Genomic DNA, 15,729 nt, shown 5'->3' on the forward strand with positions numbered 1-15,729 from the left:
GTCCTAAAGAGCGTTTCAATAGCGCTTTGACCCGTAAAATCAACTCTTCTCGGTAAAAAGGCTTGGTTAAATAATCATCGGCCCCTTTTTGAAAGCCGGCTACTTTGTCTTCTAAGCCATCTTTGGCCGTTAAAATCAAAACAGGGGTTTGAATGTTTTGTTCCCGTAATTCGGCTAAAACTTGGTAACCATTTTTCCCCGGTAACATTAAATCCAACAAAATCAAATCATAAACGCCAGTTTCGGCTTCAAATAACCCTTCTTCTCCATCGTAGACTAGAGTAATTTCCCCTAGGTCTGTGAGAATTTCTTTTATATTATCGGCTAATGTCGCTTCATCTTCGACTACTAATAGTTTAATCATTTGTCTCACCTCCTATTTATCTTACCATTTCTAGCATAAAAAGACCTTAAAGCTCCTTTTCCTAAAAAAATCCTCAGTTAAGCTTCTTTTAAGTCCAGCTTCGTAAAGTAAGCCCCGTAGAGGAGGGCAAGTATGAAATTAAAAAGAGCCTTTGAGCGGAAAGAGACCAAGTACCGCTTAGATGAAGTCTGCTTTGCCAAATTCAAACAGGAACTAGCGCGCTATATGGCGTTAGATGAATTTGGTTTGCATACAATCTTGTCGCTGTACTTTGACACGCCAGACTTTCGGATGATTCAAGCTTCCATGGAAAAACCGAAGTATAAAGAGAAATTCCGGGTTCGCAGTTATGGAGTGCCGACTCAAGAAGGGACGGTCTTTCTGGAAAGTAAGAAAAAAATAAACGGCATTGTCTACAAACGACGGATTCCCACAAGTTTTGAAGAGTATGCCACTTGGCAAGGCGGAGGAGCGTTTCCCAAATCACCAGAAACCCCACAGATCAATCGGGAATTGCGCTGGCTGGTGGATCAATATCAAGACCTCGCTCCACAAGTTTTAATCGCTTATGATCGAATGTCTTATTTTTATGAGGAAGATCCGGATTTTCGGGTAACTTTTGATCAGAAAATTCGCTATCGCAGTGAAGACTTGGATTTGACTTGTGGTAGTTATGGTGCATTGGTAGCTCCAGAAGTCCCGGTTTTAATGGAAGTCAAAGCGATGGGGGCGTACCCATTATGGTTTAGTCATTTATTGACCAAGTATCACTTACACAAGATCAGTTTTTCCAAATACGCCTTCACTTATCGTCGCCATCTTGCCCAAGAAGTAGCCCCAGTGGATCGCATTTTGTTTCATGCGCAAGCAGAGGATCGTGAACCACTACCCCAATTGATAATTAGTAAAACCTAGGAGGATACACAATGTTAACGAGTTTATACGCAAATGGTACACAGACCATCACCTTTACCCAGCTTTTGATCTGCATGGGCATTTCTTTAGGATTGGGGCTATTAGTGGCAGCCACTTACATGTTTCGCAATACGTACACCAAGAGTTTTGTGGTGACATTGGCCATTTTACCGGTCTTGGTCCAGTCCGTCATCATGCTAGTCAATGGCAATCTGGGAACCGGGATGGCAGTGGTAGGGGCATTTAGCTTGATCCGCTTTCGCTCGGTCCCCGGCGGTGCCCGAGAAATTACCAGTATTTTCTGGTCTATGGCCATTGGCTTGGCTACCGGGATGGGCTATGCCGTATACATCCTAGCTTTTTCGGTAATCGTGGCCGCATTCTTACTGTTGTTGTACACTACCGGATTTGGGGAACGGCCAAAAGTAGCCGAGCGAGAATTGAAAGTCACCATTCCAGAAGACTTGGACTATCCCCATTTATTCGATTATTTATTGGAACAGTATTGTTACAACGCCAAATTGGAATCGGTTCGCACCACCACCATGGGCAGTGTCTATGAATTACGTTACTGGCTTTTATTGAAAAATCCCGATGAAGAAAAAGCGCTAATTGATGAAGTTCGAGTGAGAAATGGCAATTTGCCTGTGGTTTTAGGCAAGGCAGCCACCAATAAAGATGAATTATAAAGAAAGGAATGAAGCAGATGGAAGGTAAAAAAATCTTGGCCACACTGTTGTTATCCACCACGCTGTTAGCAGCTTGTAGCACAGAAAATGCCAGTTCAGATAGCAGTAGTGCTAGTAGTAGTCAAATTGAAACCGTGGCGACGACCAGCAGCAGTGAAACGACATTAGAAAATTACTATGGTACTTATGAAGAGGAAGATTTAGCTACTAGTTACGATGAAGAGAGCGCCACAAAAATTGAATTAGGAGATACCAGTGAAATCACCGGAGAAGGTGCAACAGTGGATGGACAAGTGGTGACTATAAATGCTGCGGGAACTTATGTGGTTTCTGGCACATTATCTAATGGACAACTGGTGATTAACGTGGGTAAAGAAGACAAAGTGCATTTAGTCTTAGACGGGGTGGAAATTACCAACGCTACCGGCGCTGCCATTGACGTGGAACAGGCGGAGAAAGTCATCACCACATTAGCCAGTGACAGTGAAAACACATTATCTGACGGCACAACTTACGAGCTGGCCACCGGGGAAACCGAACCTGATGCCGCTTTTTACAGTAAAGAAGATTTGGTAATCAATGGCAGCGGCAGTTTAACAGTTAACGGCAATTATAGTAACGGCATTCGCAGTAAAGACGATTTGATCTTAGTCAGTGGGACGTATGCGATTTCCGCTAAAAATAATGCCATTAAAGGCAAAGACAGTGTAGCTATTCGAGGAGGAGAGTACACCATCACCACCACAGAAGGCGATGGCATTCAGGCCAACAATGCAGAAGATGCCACGAAAGGCTATGTAGCCATTGATGGAGGAACGTTCACCATTAACAGCGGTCGGGATGCCATTCAAGCGGAAACCAATCTCTCCATGCAAAACGCTCAAATGACTGTAAAAACCGCCGATGGAGCGACGAGTGCCAATTTAAGTGCAGAAGAAAGCTACAAGGGACTAAAAGCTGGAGGAAAATTGCTTATTACCAGTGGGGAATATCAGTTGGATACCGCAGATGATGCCCTTCATGCCAATGATGCAGTGGAAGTCAACGGTGGCACCATTACCGCCACCACCGGAGATGATGGAATCCACGGAGACAATACCTTGACCATTAACGATGGGACCATTAATATCACCCAATCCTATGAAGGTTTGGAAGCTTCGGAAATTTACTTTAAAGGAGGCGACATCAAGGTGGTAGCCACTGACGATGGGGTCAATGCTGGGGGCGGTAGCGACACGGCTACCACCGGGGCATTTGGCGCTGATAGTTTTGGTGGTGGCGGACCTGGTGGCGGAGACCAAGCCGATGAAAGTAAGTTTATCGAGATTTCCGGCGGGACAATCCTAGTAGATGCAGAAGGGGATGGCTTTGATAGTAATGGCAATGTCACCATGACCGGGGGCACATTACTAGTGAATGGGCCGGTCAATGGGGGCAATGGTGCTTTGGATTACAATGGTACCTTTGTTCAATCGGGAGGAACGTTAATGGCTGCCGGTTCCAGTGGGATGGCCTTAAATGTCAGTGACTCTTCTAGCCAAACCGCAGTGGATCTTTATTTTGATAGCAATCAAACCGCCGGCACTTTAGTTTCTTTAAAAGATAGTACAGGTAAAGTAGTTGCTGGTTTTGTTCCTGCAAAAGACTTTGCCAATTTAGTGATCAGCACCCCTGATTTAACCCAAAATGAGGCTTTGACATTATCTATCGGAGGGACTGCCTCAAATGTTGACGAGAACGGCTTAGTGGCAACTGACAGCACAATAGAAGGAGCTGCCGATCTTGGAAGCATCACCTTAACAGCTGTAGTGTCTACCATGGATCAATCGGGAAATGCGGTTTCCGGTGGCATGGGCATGGGCGGCCCGCAATAAAGTTTTAGCAATTAAGCTTGCTTTAAGCTGATGGTAGTATTTTTAACTCAATCAATACAAGGGAGGAACTTCCATGAATTTTCTAAAACGAGGCTTGCAAAGTCTCTGGGCCAAAAAAGGTCGTAGCTTGATTTTAATCGCAGTTTTCTCAGCAATTCTAATCTTTGTCTTAGCAGGCTTGACCATTAAAAGCGCCGCTGACTCTGCCACTGAAACTGCTAAAAAAAGTGTCGGGGCCACAGTTACATTGAGTACCAACAGAGAGCAGATGTTTAAAAAAGACGACAGTACTAGCGACAGTGCCGCCACTGACACAGAAGGCGACAGCCGACCAGATCCCGGTAGTTTCCAAATGACGCCGGTAAATCTAGAAGATGCCAAGGCCATTGCTGCTTTAGATGGCGTAAAATCGTATTCCTTTGAAGTAAGCACTTCTGCTACAAAAGGCGATGATATTGAACCGATTTCCTCTAGTGATGAGGAAGAAGAAACCACTAGTGAAAGTACGGATACCCAAGCGCAAGGGATGGGTGGCGCACCTGGTGGCATGATGGGTGCTGGCGGTGGCGGCATGGATCAAGGAGATTTCCAAATTACCGGGGTCTTGGAAAGTGCTGCGTATTCCAGCTTTTCTGACGGGACTGCGACCATCACCTCTGGGGAAGCCTTAAGTGCTGATGATGTGGATACTAACAATGTGTTAATCGAATCCGCCTTAGCCGAGGCCAATGACTTGGCGGTAGGAGATACCTTTACTTTAGTGGATGCCAATGAGGCCAACGTAGAAGTAACGATTAAAGGCATTTATGAAACCAGTGATACCGGCACTTCCATGGGCATGCAGTTTAACTTTATGAACCCAGCCAATACCATTTTTTCTTCCTACACATTAGCCAATACGATTAGTGGGGAAAGTGACAGCACCACCATTGACTCTGCGGTCTACACTTTAGAAGATCCTAATGAAATGGATGACTTTGTAGCCGAAGCCGAAAAATTAATCGACACCGATACCTTTAGCTTACAAACCAATGATCAAATGTACCAACAAATGCTAACACCTTTAAACAATGTCTCCAGCTTTGCGAAAAACATCGTCATCTTAGTAGCCGTAGCCGGTGTGATTATCTTAACTTTAATCGTCATGATGACCATTCGGGAACGACGCTTTGAAATCGGCGTGTTGCTTTCCTTAGGGGAATCACGAGGCAAAGTCGTGTTGCAGTTCTTTACTGAAATCTTTGTTTGCATGCTTCTAGCCCTTGGTATTGCTTCTGCTAGTGGCAATGTGGTGGGCAATGTAGTGGGCAATCAGCTATTGGAACAACAAACTACCCAAACTGCTTCAGCGGATCAAGGAACTGCGGAGGGTCAAGGTCAAGGTGGTCCTGGTGGCGGAATGAGTAAAGGCGGTCCCGGCCAAATGCTTTCGGACAGTTTTAGTCAATCAGCAGCGGTAGATGACTTGAACATTACCGTTTCCCCAGAAGAAATCGCCATGTTAGCCGCCATTGGCTTAGGCATCAGTTTCTTTTCCATTCTGTTGTCGTCGGCGGGGATTATGCGTTTAAATCCGAAGAAAATTTTGATTTCGTAAATTGAACCTAAAGAAAAGAGGGAAACAGATGACATTAGCTACTAAAGATGTGAGTTATTGGTACGGGCCAGAAGCCCCATTATTTGAACATGTGAATTTAACTTTTGAACCAGGAAAAATCTACGCCATTCTAGGCAGTAGCGGTTCGGGCAAGACCACGTTTCTGTCACTGATTGCCGGACTCGATACCCCAAAAGAAGGGGAAATTCTCTATAAGGACCAGTCCTTAAAAAAAATTGGGTTGCAACAATACCGCAGAAAAGATGTCTCCATTGTCTTTCAAGCCTATAATCTCTTGCCTTATTTATCAGCGGTGGACAATGTGGTCACGGCTATGAAAATTTCCGGTACGCAACAAGCCGATCCCAAAGCCTATGCTCTAGGCAATCTGGAAAAAGTCGGCATCAGTCGTGAACTAGCAGAAAAAAAAGTCCCCCTACTTTCCGGGGGGCAACAACAACGAGTAGCCATTGTGCGAGCGTTGTGTTGTGACCATGATTTAATCGTTGCCGACGAACCAACAGGGAATTTAGATGAAACCACCTCCCAAGACATCGTGGCCCTTTTCCAAGAAATTGCCCATGAGCAGCAAAAATGTATTATCTTGGTGACCCACGAACAAGAAGTGGCGGCAGCTTGTGATGTGATTTATGAATTAAAAGATAAAGAATTTCAATTGCGAGAAGCAAGCAGAAATTGAGCTAATTGAAATGGTTTTGACTGAGTAGTGATTCTATTTGCTTATGTCAGCCAAAGCTTCCAGTCGCTTGTCTTTACCCAAATCTTTTGTCATACTGAGAGCATAAAGGAGTGATGACATGCGATTTGTGATTGATGGAGATGGTTCCCCGGTGAAAAATGAAGTAATTGCCTTAGGTGCTAAATTTCAGGTGCCGGTGGTGATCGTAACCAGCGTGGATCACTATACTTTGAAAGAGTACCCGGCCTTTGTCCAGTTTATTTATGTGGACAAGGGAGCTGATCGGGCGGATTATCGCATTATCCAAGAGATTTTACCTGGAGACTGGGTGATCACACAAGATTACGGTTTAGCTTCTCTAGTCCTGGGCAAAAAAGCCCGAGTCTTTCATCACAGTGGCAGAGAATACACTTCCGCCAATATTGACGAATTGTTAACCCAACGCTTTTTAGGCGCTCAAATGCGGAAGGCCAAAAAGCGTACCAAAGGCCCCAAACCCTTTACTGCTTCTGATCGAGAACAGTTCACTCAAGTAATGGAAGAACGTCTAAAAAGCTTAACATAGCATGATAAAACGCAGTGGAAACCGAGAACGTGTCTGGTTTTCACTGCGTTTTATTGTGAAAAATCCGGGAGCTTATTTTCTATTTTGCCACCAGTGGCGAAATTGTTGAAAAAGAAGAAACAAAGTCAATACTGTAGCTGCTATGAAACCTACAAAACCGAGTTTTTGGGTCAGGCTAGTAAGACCTTGGGAAGCAGAAGTGAGTAACAGGGCCGAGGCAATGAAAAGTCCGCTTAAAACTAAGGCTAAAACCAGTCGATTCAGTAAAGCTTCAAAGCGATTTAAGACGTGTTTTTGCTCTTTTAAGCTAAAGGTTACGTGGGTTTTCCCTCGAGTAATGGTTTCTAATGCTTGCAGCGTGCGAGCAGGGAGTTTTGGCAGACTTTTGCTGCTCTTTATGGCATCAAGGCCTAGTCGTTTGATACTGTCAGCTAGATCAAGTTGTTTTACATAATAATTTTCGGCATAGGGCTGGATCACTTCCATTAAAGACAAGGCAGGGTCTAATTCTTCTACCACACCTTCCAGTGTACTTAAGGCTTTGATTAGCATGGTGACTTCAGGGCTCATTTGCAAATTATTATGATGACAAATCTGGATGACTTCACTTAAAACGGCCTGAATATCGATTTCAATTAGTGGTAAATTGTAATAATGCTCTAAAAAACTACCTAATTCTCGATAAAAGGCATCTTCATCAAATGTTCCTTCCACTCGACAGAGATGTAAGACGGCTTCGCCCATTTGCTGATTATCTTGGGTGTACAAGGCTAAAAGGGCATCAATTAATTGTCGGCGTAAATAGTCTGGCAACGTCCCCATCATGCCAAAATCTAAATAGACCAATTGATAATCAGGGATTTTTGCCTTATCTTGCCACTTCAGCTGATAGTCCACACCGGCAAAGACCCCCACTTTTTCTTTGGTGGCAAAAGACGTGATAGGCGTAGCATTGAGCAATAAATTGCCAGGATGAGGATCGGCGTGAAAGAAACCATCTTCAAAGACTTGTTTCATAAAACTCTTGATTAATAGCAAAGCTACTTCTTTTTTGATTTCTTGATTGGTGATGTTGCCTTTAAATAAGGCTTGTCCATTTGCTTCTAACAGACCCCGGAGGCTTTGTCCGGTCATGGTTTCCATAACAATCACTTTTGAGGTGCAAAAAGCAGGATAAAATTTTGGGACTGCCACATTTTGCCAACCGTTATTTAATTGATAAAATCGTTCTCCGTAGTGGGTTTCTTTTAAAAAATCCGTCTCATCGTCTAAGGAACGGCGCACGTCTTGTAAGGCGCTTTTCAAGTCAATCACATTGGACTCGGGCACGTAGGCGATTAGCGGCAAGGCTTTTTCAAAGAGGGCTAAGTCCGCATTGATATCCGCAATAATGCCAGGGTGTTGAACTTTCACCACCACTTTTTGTCCCCCTTTTAAGCAGGCGTGGTGGGCTTGACCAATGGAGGCCGAAGCGAAGGCTGTCTCTTCAAAGCTTTCAAAGAGTTCTGCTAAAGGAAGTTGCCATTCGGCTTCTAGCAGTGTTTTTACTTGGTCAAAAGGATCACTTTTTACGGAATCTTGTAAGGATTTAAAGGTTTGAATGTAGGCTGTAGTCAAAAGATCCGTTCGCACGGAAAGCAATTGCCCAATTTTAATAAAGGTTGGCCCTAGATGTTCAAAAGCATCCCGGACTGCTTGGGGATTTTCTTGACGACTAAAATTTTGAATCACTTTGTAGTGATGAAAGACTTTAAGGATTTCTTTCAGTCGTTGGCTTTTGGATTTGTCCTGATTGCTCCTCATTTGCGGCGCCTCCTTAGTAGATCTTTATTCTTTAATAGTAGAAGAAAGCAGCCGAACTTACAAGGTCAGAGCTACTTTGTTCCGTGGGATTAAAAAATATCATTTTTCTGCATGGGCATTTTGTGCTAAAATGTGTTGAATCGATTGGATAGAACTTTCAAATCATGGGAGGAAAAACATTTGAAAATCGTATTGCTTTACGGCGGCCGGTCTGCAGAACATGAAGTGTCCATTCTTTCTGCTTATTCCGTGCTTCAAGCAGTTTATTATGATTATTACCAAGTACAGCTGATCTTTATTGCAAAGAGCAGTGAATGGGTTAAAGGCCCGTTACTTACGGAAAAGCCAACATCAGAAGCAGTCTTGCAACTGACTTGGGGACAAGGAGAAGGTGAATTTACTGGTGAAGTAATCCAACCTTCTAGCATTAAAGAAGAAGATGCCATTATTTTTCCAATTCTCCACGGACCAAACGGAGAAGATGGAACCATTCAAGGCTTTTTCGAAACCATTGGCATGCCTTATGTGGGGGCAGGAGTCTTAACCAGTGCTTGTGGCATGGACAAAATCATGACCAAGTACATCTTGCAAGCCGGCGGAATCCCTCAAGTACCTTATGTGCCTGTTTTGAAAAATCAATGGAAAGAAAATCCGAAACAAATCTTCGAGCAATGTGAAGGCACCCTCTTGTATCCGATGTTTGTAAAACCTGCGAATATGGGGTCTAGTGTGGGAATTTCCAAAGCAGAAAACCGGGAAGAATTGCAAAACGCTTTACACGAAGCCTATAAGTACGACAATCGGGCAGTGGTAGAACAAGGCATTGAAGCCAGAGAAATCGAAGTGGCGATTTTAGGTAACGAAGACGTGCGCACTACCCAAGCCGGAGAAATTGTCAAAGACGTGGACTTCTACGATTACAATTCCAAATACATCGACAACAAAATTGTCATGCAAATTCCGGCAGAAATTCCAGATGAAGTGCAAGAAAAAGCCCAAGAATATGCCAAAAAAGCCTATACTCTTTTAGGGGGCAGTGGCTTGTCTCGCTGTGACTTCTTCTTGACCAATAAAAATGAACTCTTCTTAAATGAGCTGAATACCATGCCAGGCTTCACCCAATTCTCCATGTATCCTTCACTTTGGGAAGCAATGGGCTTGAAATATGGCGATTTAATTGAAGAATTGATTCAACTAGGAATGAATCGCTTTAAGCAACGGCAATCCTTTTTGCTAGATGCGTAAAGAAAATGAACCGTAAAAACGTGTGGCTTAGGCCATGCGTTTTTTTGTGGACTCTATTTGGCTGAAGAAATTCCTTTAGTCTTTCTTCTAGTTACAAGACGATAGTGTCAACGGAATTTAATTCAACGCATACTTTGCAAAAAGAAGTCCCTGCTCTTTCCATTAGTCTTTTATGGTACAATCGTCTTGAGATTTTTTACCAAAGGACAGGGGTTAAACAGATGAAACTAACAATTAAAGAAATCGCCACTCTTTTTCAGCAAGAAGGCGATTTTCCTGAAACTGAAATTCACAATGTAGAATTTGATAGTCGCAAAATCGAAGCTGGGGATTTATTTGTGCCTTTAGCAGGTGTGAGAGATGGGCATGAATTTATTCAAGCGGCCCTGGATAATGGAGCGGTGGCAACGTTTTGGAGTCAGGAATTAGAAAAGGTGCCGGAAGGATTGATCCCAATCCTGGTGCCGGATGTTTTGGAAGCTTTGCAACAACTAGCAGTTTTCTATAAAAATAAAATTCAACCAAAAGTGGTTGCCATTACAGGGAGTAACGGCAAAACGACCACCAAAGATATGACAGCAGGTGTGTTATCCCAGCAATTTGTCACTTATAAAACACAAGGCAATTACAACAATGACATCGGAATGCCTTACACCATCTTGCATATGCCGGCAAATTGCGAAATGCTCGTTTTGGAAATGGGAATGGATCATGCAGGAGAACTGACTGTTTTGTCTAAATTAGGTCAGCCGGATGCTGCGGCAATTACCATTATTGGTGAAGCCCATATCGAAAATCTAGGTTCACGGGCGGGAATTGCCAAGGCCAAAATGGAAATCATCGCTGGGGAAAAAGCAGCAGGCTTGTTGTTAGTGCCTGTTGATGAACCTTTGTTGCAACCTTTGACCAAAGACATTTCGCAAGACGTGCGCACTTTTGGGTTAGGTAAGGGAGATATCACGGCAACGGTGACAGATGAACAAGCGGAAAAAACGGTCTTTACGATCGCTGGAGAGAACTTTGAAATTCCAGTAATCGGTGCATACAATGTGAAAAATGCCTTGATTGCCTATGGTTTTGGCCGTTATTTTGGCTTAGAGATTGCAGCCATTCGTCAAGGGTTAGCCAACTTTTCATTGACCAAAAATCGTACTCAGTGGCTAGATGCCCCCAATCAAGTACGAATTTTAAGTGATGTGTACAATGCCAATCCAACGGCCATGGGCTTAGTTTTGGATAGTTTTGGCAAATTGAAAACCAAAGGACGTAAGTTAGCCGTTTTAGGGGATATGTTGGAATTAGGTCCAGATTCTAAGGCGATGCACCGTTCCATGGTGGACCACATTACGGCCGATTATGATGTGATTTTCCTTTACGGGCAAGAGATGACTGCACTTTTTCATGCATTGACTGAAAAAGAGGCAGACTTAACGGTTTATCATTTTGATAAAGAAAACAAAGCCGCTTTGATTCAAATGATTAAAGGCGAGCTACAACCAGAAGATGCCATCCTTTTAAAAGCCAGCAATGGGATGGGCTTAGCGGAAGTGGTAAGTGCCTTAATGGATGGAGAAAAAGCGTAAAACGACTTTTTCCATGAAAAATGTTAACAAAAATCCTCTGAGTTTGAAAACTTGATGAAAGTTTCAATCCGTGGTATACTATCCAAATGCCGAAAAGAAGTAACTGGAGATAACTCATCCATGAATTGACTTGTGATGGCCGGTGGTAAGAATGCTTACCACCGCCTTTTACAGATATAATGCATCGGGCGTGGCAAAATGCCACCGGATGTACCTTTTCTAATGCCTTCGTGAAGCGATTTTCGGCGCCAAAGTGAAAGTGGGAAATGACAGGAACCATTTCCTGCGAATCGCGGGGAACCCTACGCTTCAACAACACGAATGTTAGGCAAAGCCTAGCGAATAGGAGGATATTTTTTGAAATTTAGCGAATTACAATTATCACCAGAATTGCTAAAAGCCGTTGAACGCTCCGGCTTTGAAGAAGCAACCCCCATCCAAGCAGCCACCATTCCATTGGCTTTGGAAGGTCGGGACGTCATTGGTCAAGCCCAAACCGGTACTGGTAAAACTGCCGCTTTTGGCTTACCGATGCTAGAAGAAATCGATGCGACAAAACATGAACTACAAGGCTTGGTCATCGCCCCAACCCGGGAATTGGCCATCCAAACTCAAGAAGAGTTGTACCGCTTAGGCCGAGACAAAAAAGTAAAAGTGCAAGCTGTTTACGGTGGTGCAGACATCGGGCGCCAAATCCGTGGCTTGAAAGATCGTCCCCATATTGTAGTGGGAACACCAGGACGGATGTTGGATCACATTAACCGCCACACGTTGAAACTTGGTACTGTACGGACATTGGTTTTAGATGAAGCCGACGAAATGTTAAACATGGGCTTTTTAGAAGACATTGAAAAAATTATTTCTCAAGTTCCTGAAGAACGTCAAACCTTATTGTTCTCGGCTACTATGCCACCAGCAATTAAAAACATTGGCGTCAAATTCATGAAAAACCCTGAACACGTGCAAATCAAAGCCAAAGAAATGACCGCAGACTTGATTGATCAATACTACGTGCGGGCCAAAGACTTTGAAAAATTTGATATTATGACTCGTCTTTTAGACGTTCAAACCCCTGACCTTGCCATTGTCTTCGGTCGGACCAAACGTCGGGTAGACGAATTGGCTCGTGGGTTGGAACTTCGTGGCTACAAAGCAGAAGGCATCCACGGTGACCTTTCGCAACAAAAACGGATGAGTGTTTTACGTTCATTCAAGAGTGGTCATTTGGATATCTTAGTTGCCACCGACGTAGCAGCTCGGGGCTTGGATATCAGTGGTGTGACCCACGTGTACAACTACGATATTCCGCAAGATCCAGAAAGCTATGTTCACCGTATCGGTCGGACTGGCCGGGCCGGTAAAGGCGGAATGTCCGTAACTTTCGTAACACCAAACGAAATGAGTTATTTGCACACCATTGAAAACTTAACCAAAAAACGTATGACACCACTTCATCCACCTACCGAAAAAGAAGCTTTCAAAGGCCAATTAGGGGCAGCTGTGGAACAAATCGAAGCGAAACTTGCGGAAAATGGTTTGGAAAAATACACGCAAACAGCAGACCAATTGCTAGAAGGTTATGAACCAGAAACCTTGGTTGCTTTGCTCTTGAAGACCATCGCCAAAGACCCTGCCGATGCCGTACCGGTGAAAATCACACCAGAACGTCCATTGCCTCAAGGGAAAAAAGGTGGCTACAACAAGAACAACCGCGGACGTGGTGGCGGTGGCAACCGTAACCGCAAAGACGGCAGCAACTACCGTGGCGGCAACAAAAAAGGCAACTACAATAAAGACAAGAACTACAGCGGCGACCGTCGTAAAAACGACCGGGATCGCAACAATGGCGGCGGCAAAAAACGCGGCTTTGTGATTCGTTCGAATAATGATTAATCATTGAGGAACACCCAAGCAGTCTTCGGACTTGTTTGGGTGTTTTTGTGTAATGGAAATTTTATATTTGATTTCACCATTAGCTCTGGGATTTAGTCGATTGGATGTTTTATGATCCCTCAATAGGTAGGATAAGAAACTTTTCTACAATATCTCCCTTCAAAAATTGTTTTCCCATGGTTTTTCCTAAAATTTTTGGTAGAATAAGACTAGTTCGCAAGTTTGCAAAGGAAGTGGAACAGTGATCAAAGGGATTGGCATTGATGCCGTAGAATTGCCTCGCATGGAAGCTATCATTAAAGACAAGCCACGCTTTGTAAAACGAGTCTTAACCTTAAAAGAGTTCGGGCTTTTTGAAGCTTTATCCCCCAAGCGGCAAGTGGAGTTTTTAGCCGGTCGCTTTGCCTGTAAAGAAGCGTTTTCGAAAGCTTGGGGTACAGGGATTGGGGCGGTGACTTTTCAAGAGTTGGAGATTTTGAACAATGAGTTGGGAGCTCCTTATTTGAGCCAATCACCTCATACAGGCAAGTCTTTTGTGAGTATTACCCATACACAGGATATGGCTTTTGCACAGATCTTACTGGAAGAATAGAAAGAAGGAAGAATCTTGGTTGAATCGATTCATCGGCCAACGAAATTAATCATACATAATCAGGCGATTGTTGAAAATGTCGCCAACGAGGTGGAACGTCTGCCCCAAGGACGGGAATTATTTGCTGTGGTCAAGGCCAATGGGTACGGACATGGAGCCGTGGCTATGGCCCAAGCTGCTAAAGCAGGAGGCGCCACTGGATTTTGCGTAGCTACTATTGATGAAGGAATTGAGCTTAGAGAAGCTGGCTTTACCGAGCCGATTTTAATACTAGGCGTGGTACCTGTGGTTTACTTGCCCATTGTGGCGGAATATCAGTTGGCTTTTCCCGTAAACAGTCTAGCTTGGTTGACGCAAGCTCAGAACTATTTGGCAAAAACGACCTTATCAGCGCCTCTTTTAGCCCATTTGAAAGTAGACACGGGAATGGGACGGATTGGTTTTCAAACAAAGGCAGAAGTTTTGGAAGCACTGGCTTTAATTGAAGGTTTGCCGGCAATAGTTTTTGACGGTATCTTTACGCACTTTGCTACGGCAGATGAAGCAGAGGATGGCTATTATCAAGAACAGCATGATCGTTTCAAAGAAATTCTTGAAAGTTTGCCCAAAAAACCTCGTTATGTTCATGTGTCCAATAGTGCTACTGCTTTGTGGCACGAGGAAGAATTGGGCAATATGGTACGCTTTGGGGTGGCCATGTATGGCTTAAACCCCTCTGGTCACGCTTTAAAAGAAAGCTATCCCTTGCAACCTGCCTTAGAATTTGTCAGTCAGCTAGTACAAGTCAAACAAGTCCCAGCTGGTGCGAAAATTGGCTACGGGGCCACTTATACTAGTCCTGAAAGTGAGTGGATTGGCACGGTTCCTGTAGGTTATGCAGATGGCTGGCTGCGAAAAATGAGTGGCTTTTCTGTTTTAGTTGAAGGTGTTTATTGTGAAATTATTGGTCGAGTGTGTATGGATCAGTTTATGATCCGCCTGCCTCACGCATTGCCAGAAGGTACGAAAGTGACTTTAGTAGGTAAAAATGGTGATCAAGAAATTACTTTACAAGATGTGGCCGATCATTTAGATACCATTCATTATGAAGTGGCCTGCTTGTTATCAGAACGAATTCCAAGAGAATACCAAGGGTAGGAAGGAGAAAAAGGTGAAACGAGGAGAAATTTATTTCGCCGATCTTTCACCGGTAATCGGCTCAGAACAAGGAGGGGTACGCCCGGTCTTAGTGATTCAAAACGACCGGGGCAATCATTTTAGCCCTACTGTGATCATTGCTGCGATTACCGCGAAGATGGCTAAACCGAAATTGCCGACTCATGTAGGCATCAAAGCTTCAAAAATGGGCATTTCCCGAGATTCTGTGATTTTGCTAGAGCAAATTCGAACCATTGACAAAAGTCGTTTAAAAGAAAAAGTCTGTCAGCTCAATGAAAAGAAAATGCGAGAAGTAGATCAAGCACTAAAGATCAGCATTGGCGTAGTAAATCTCGCCGAAACCATAGAAGTCGGATAGAAATTGAATACATAACGAAACCCCAGCTAGTCGCTTAAAACTAGCTGGGGTTTTTAGGCTGTATCGACTTTAGTAGCTTTGATTAGAGGAATTTGGGTGTACAAGCAACAAAGAAAATCTTCCAAAAACATCGGTTCTAAAAAATGATGAAATCACAAATCGCAAACAAACTGATTGACGAAAAGGGAAATATCTTGTAGGATAGCCAATGTGAACGCCGTTCATATTGGCTTATTTAAGGAGGCGATAAAGTGAATATCCCGGTTAGTTCTAAAGAAGACTTGATCAATGACTGTAAAAAAATCGTGAAGACACAAGGTATTAGTGGTGTAAGTATCCGTTCTTTGGCAAAGGAAGCAGGAATTTCCACAGGGGCTGTTTACAATTACTTTC

Annotated in this window: 15 protein-coding genes; 13 read left to right on the forward strand and 2 right to left on the reverse strand. The window is 43.7% G+C overall.

Annotation, left to right across the window (positions count from 1 at the left end; genetic code table 11):
• Positions 1 to 364, reverse strand: a 364-nt coding sequence (locus AB5754_RS02285; RefSeq protein WP_368259451.1) for a response regulator, incomplete at its 3' end; no start/stop codon positions are given.
• Between the two features lie 132 nt (positions 365 to 496).
• Here AB5754_RS02285 and AB5754_RS02290 point away from each other — a divergent pair.
• The 6 genes from AB5754_RS02290 to AB5754_RS02315 all read left to right on the forward strand — a co-directional run bounded on the left by AB5754_RS02290 (position 497) and on the right by AB5754_RS02315 (position 6,704).
• A complete protein-coding gene (locus tag AB5754_RS02290; RefSeq protein WP_368251654.1) occupies positions 497 to 1,279 on the forward strand; it encodes a polyphosphate polymerase domain-containing protein in 783 nt (260 codons plus the stop codon).
• 11 nt (positions 1,280 to 1,290) lie between these two features.
• On the forward strand, positions 1,291 to 1,968 hold the full coding sequence (locus tag AB5754_RS02295) for a DUF4956 domain-containing protein (RefSeq protein ID WP_368251655.1): 678 nt from the start codon (positions 1,291 to 1,293) through the stop codon (positions 1,966 to 1,968).
• A gap of 17 nt (positions 1,969 to 1,985) precedes the next feature.
• Positions 1,986 to 3,842, forward strand: a complete 1,857-nt coding sequence (locus tag AB5754_RS02300) for a carbohydrate-binding domain-containing protein (protein WP_368251656.1) — start codon at positions 1,986 to 1,988, stop codon at positions 3,840 to 3,842.
• A 73-nt stretch (positions 3,843 to 3,915) separates the two neighbouring features.
• Positions 3,916 to 5,439 (forward strand): ABC transporter permease, encoded by a 1,524-nt coding sequence (locus AB5754_RS02305; RefSeq protein WP_368251657.1) that lies wholly within the window; start codon positions 3,916 to 3,918, stop codon positions 5,437 to 5,439.
• A gap of 28 nt (positions 5,440 to 5,467) precedes the next feature.
• On the forward strand, positions 5,468 to 6,139 hold the full coding sequence (locus tag AB5754_RS02310; protein WP_311834051.1) for an ABC transporter ATP-binding protein: 672 nt from the start codon (positions 5,468 to 5,470) through the stop codon (positions 6,137 to 6,139).
• A 118-nt stretch (positions 6,140 to 6,257) separates the two neighbouring features.
• Positions 6,258 to 6,704 (forward strand): YaiI/YqxD family protein, encoded by a 447-nt coding sequence (locus AB5754_RS02315; protein ID WP_368251658.1) that lies wholly within the window; start codon positions 6,258 to 6,260, stop codon positions 6,702 to 6,704.
• Positions 6,705 to 6,776: 72 nt separating this feature from the next.
• On the opposite strand, the gene AB5754_RS02320 is transcribed toward AB5754_RS02315, so the two are convergent.
• The gene (locus tag AB5754_RS02320) at positions 6,777 to 8,507 is read right to left on the reverse strand and encodes an ABC1 kinase family protein (RefSeq protein WP_368251659.1); all 1,731 of its coding nucleotides are present in this window, start codon (positions 8,505 to 8,507) and stop codon (positions 6,777 to 6,779) included.
• 180 nt (positions 8,508 to 8,687) lie between these two features.
• Between AB5754_RS02320 and AB5754_RS02325 the strand changes: the two genes are divergently transcribed.
• The 7 genes from AB5754_RS02325 to AB5754_RS02355 form a co-directional block, all read left to right on the forward strand.
• Complete coding sequence (locus tag AB5754_RS02325; RefSeq protein ID WP_368251660.1) at positions 8,688 to 9,752, forward strand: D-alanine--D-alanine ligase; 1,065 nt, start codon at positions 8,688 to 8,690, stop codon at positions 9,750 to 9,752.
• A 221-nt stretch (positions 9,753 to 9,973) separates the two neighbouring features.
• Positions 9,974 to 11,335, forward strand: a complete 1,362-nt coding sequence (gene murF / locus AB5754_RS02330) for a UDP-N-acetylmuramoyl-tripeptide--D-alanyl-D-alanine ligase (protein WP_368251661.1) — start codon at positions 9,974 to 9,976, stop codon at positions 11,333 to 11,335.
• Positions 11,336 to 11,692: 357 nt separating this feature from the next.
• On the forward strand, positions 11,693 to 13,228 hold the full coding sequence (locus AB5754_RS02335; protein WP_311834056.1) for a DEAD/DEAH box helicase: 1,536 nt from the start codon (positions 11,693 to 11,695) through the stop codon (positions 13,226 to 13,228).
• A gap of 241 nt (positions 13,229 to 13,469) precedes the next feature.
• On the forward strand, positions 13,470 to 13,820 hold the full coding sequence (acpS, locus tag AB5754_RS02340) for a holo-ACP synthase (RefSeq protein WP_368259452.1): 351 nt from the start codon (positions 13,470 to 13,472) through the stop codon (positions 13,818 to 13,820).
• A 15-nt stretch (positions 13,821 to 13,835) separates the two neighbouring features.
• Positions 13,836 to 14,957, forward strand: a complete 1,122-nt coding sequence (alr, locus tag AB5754_RS02345; protein WP_368251663.1) for an alanine racemase — start codon at positions 13,836 to 13,838, stop codon at positions 14,955 to 14,957.
• A gap of 13 nt (positions 14,958 to 14,970) precedes the next feature.
• Positions 14,971 to 15,336 (forward strand): type II toxin-antitoxin system PemK/MazF family toxin, encoded by a 366-nt coding sequence (locus AB5754_RS02350; protein ID WP_368251664.1) that lies wholly within the window; start codon positions 14,971 to 14,973, stop codon positions 15,334 to 15,336.
• A gap of 305 nt (positions 15,337 to 15,641) precedes the next feature.
• A partial coding sequence (locus AB5754_RS02355; protein WP_368259454.1) for a TetR/AcrR family transcriptional regulator occupies positions 15,642 to 15,729 on the forward strand: 88 nt, incomplete at its 3' end.

The organism is Enterococcus sp. 2201sp1_2201st1_C11_2201SCRN_220225, assembly GCF_040925905.1.
GTDB classification, from domain to species: domain Bacteria; phylum Bacillota; class Bacilli; order Lactobacillales; family Enterococcaceae; genus Enterococcus_C; species Enterococcus_C asini_A.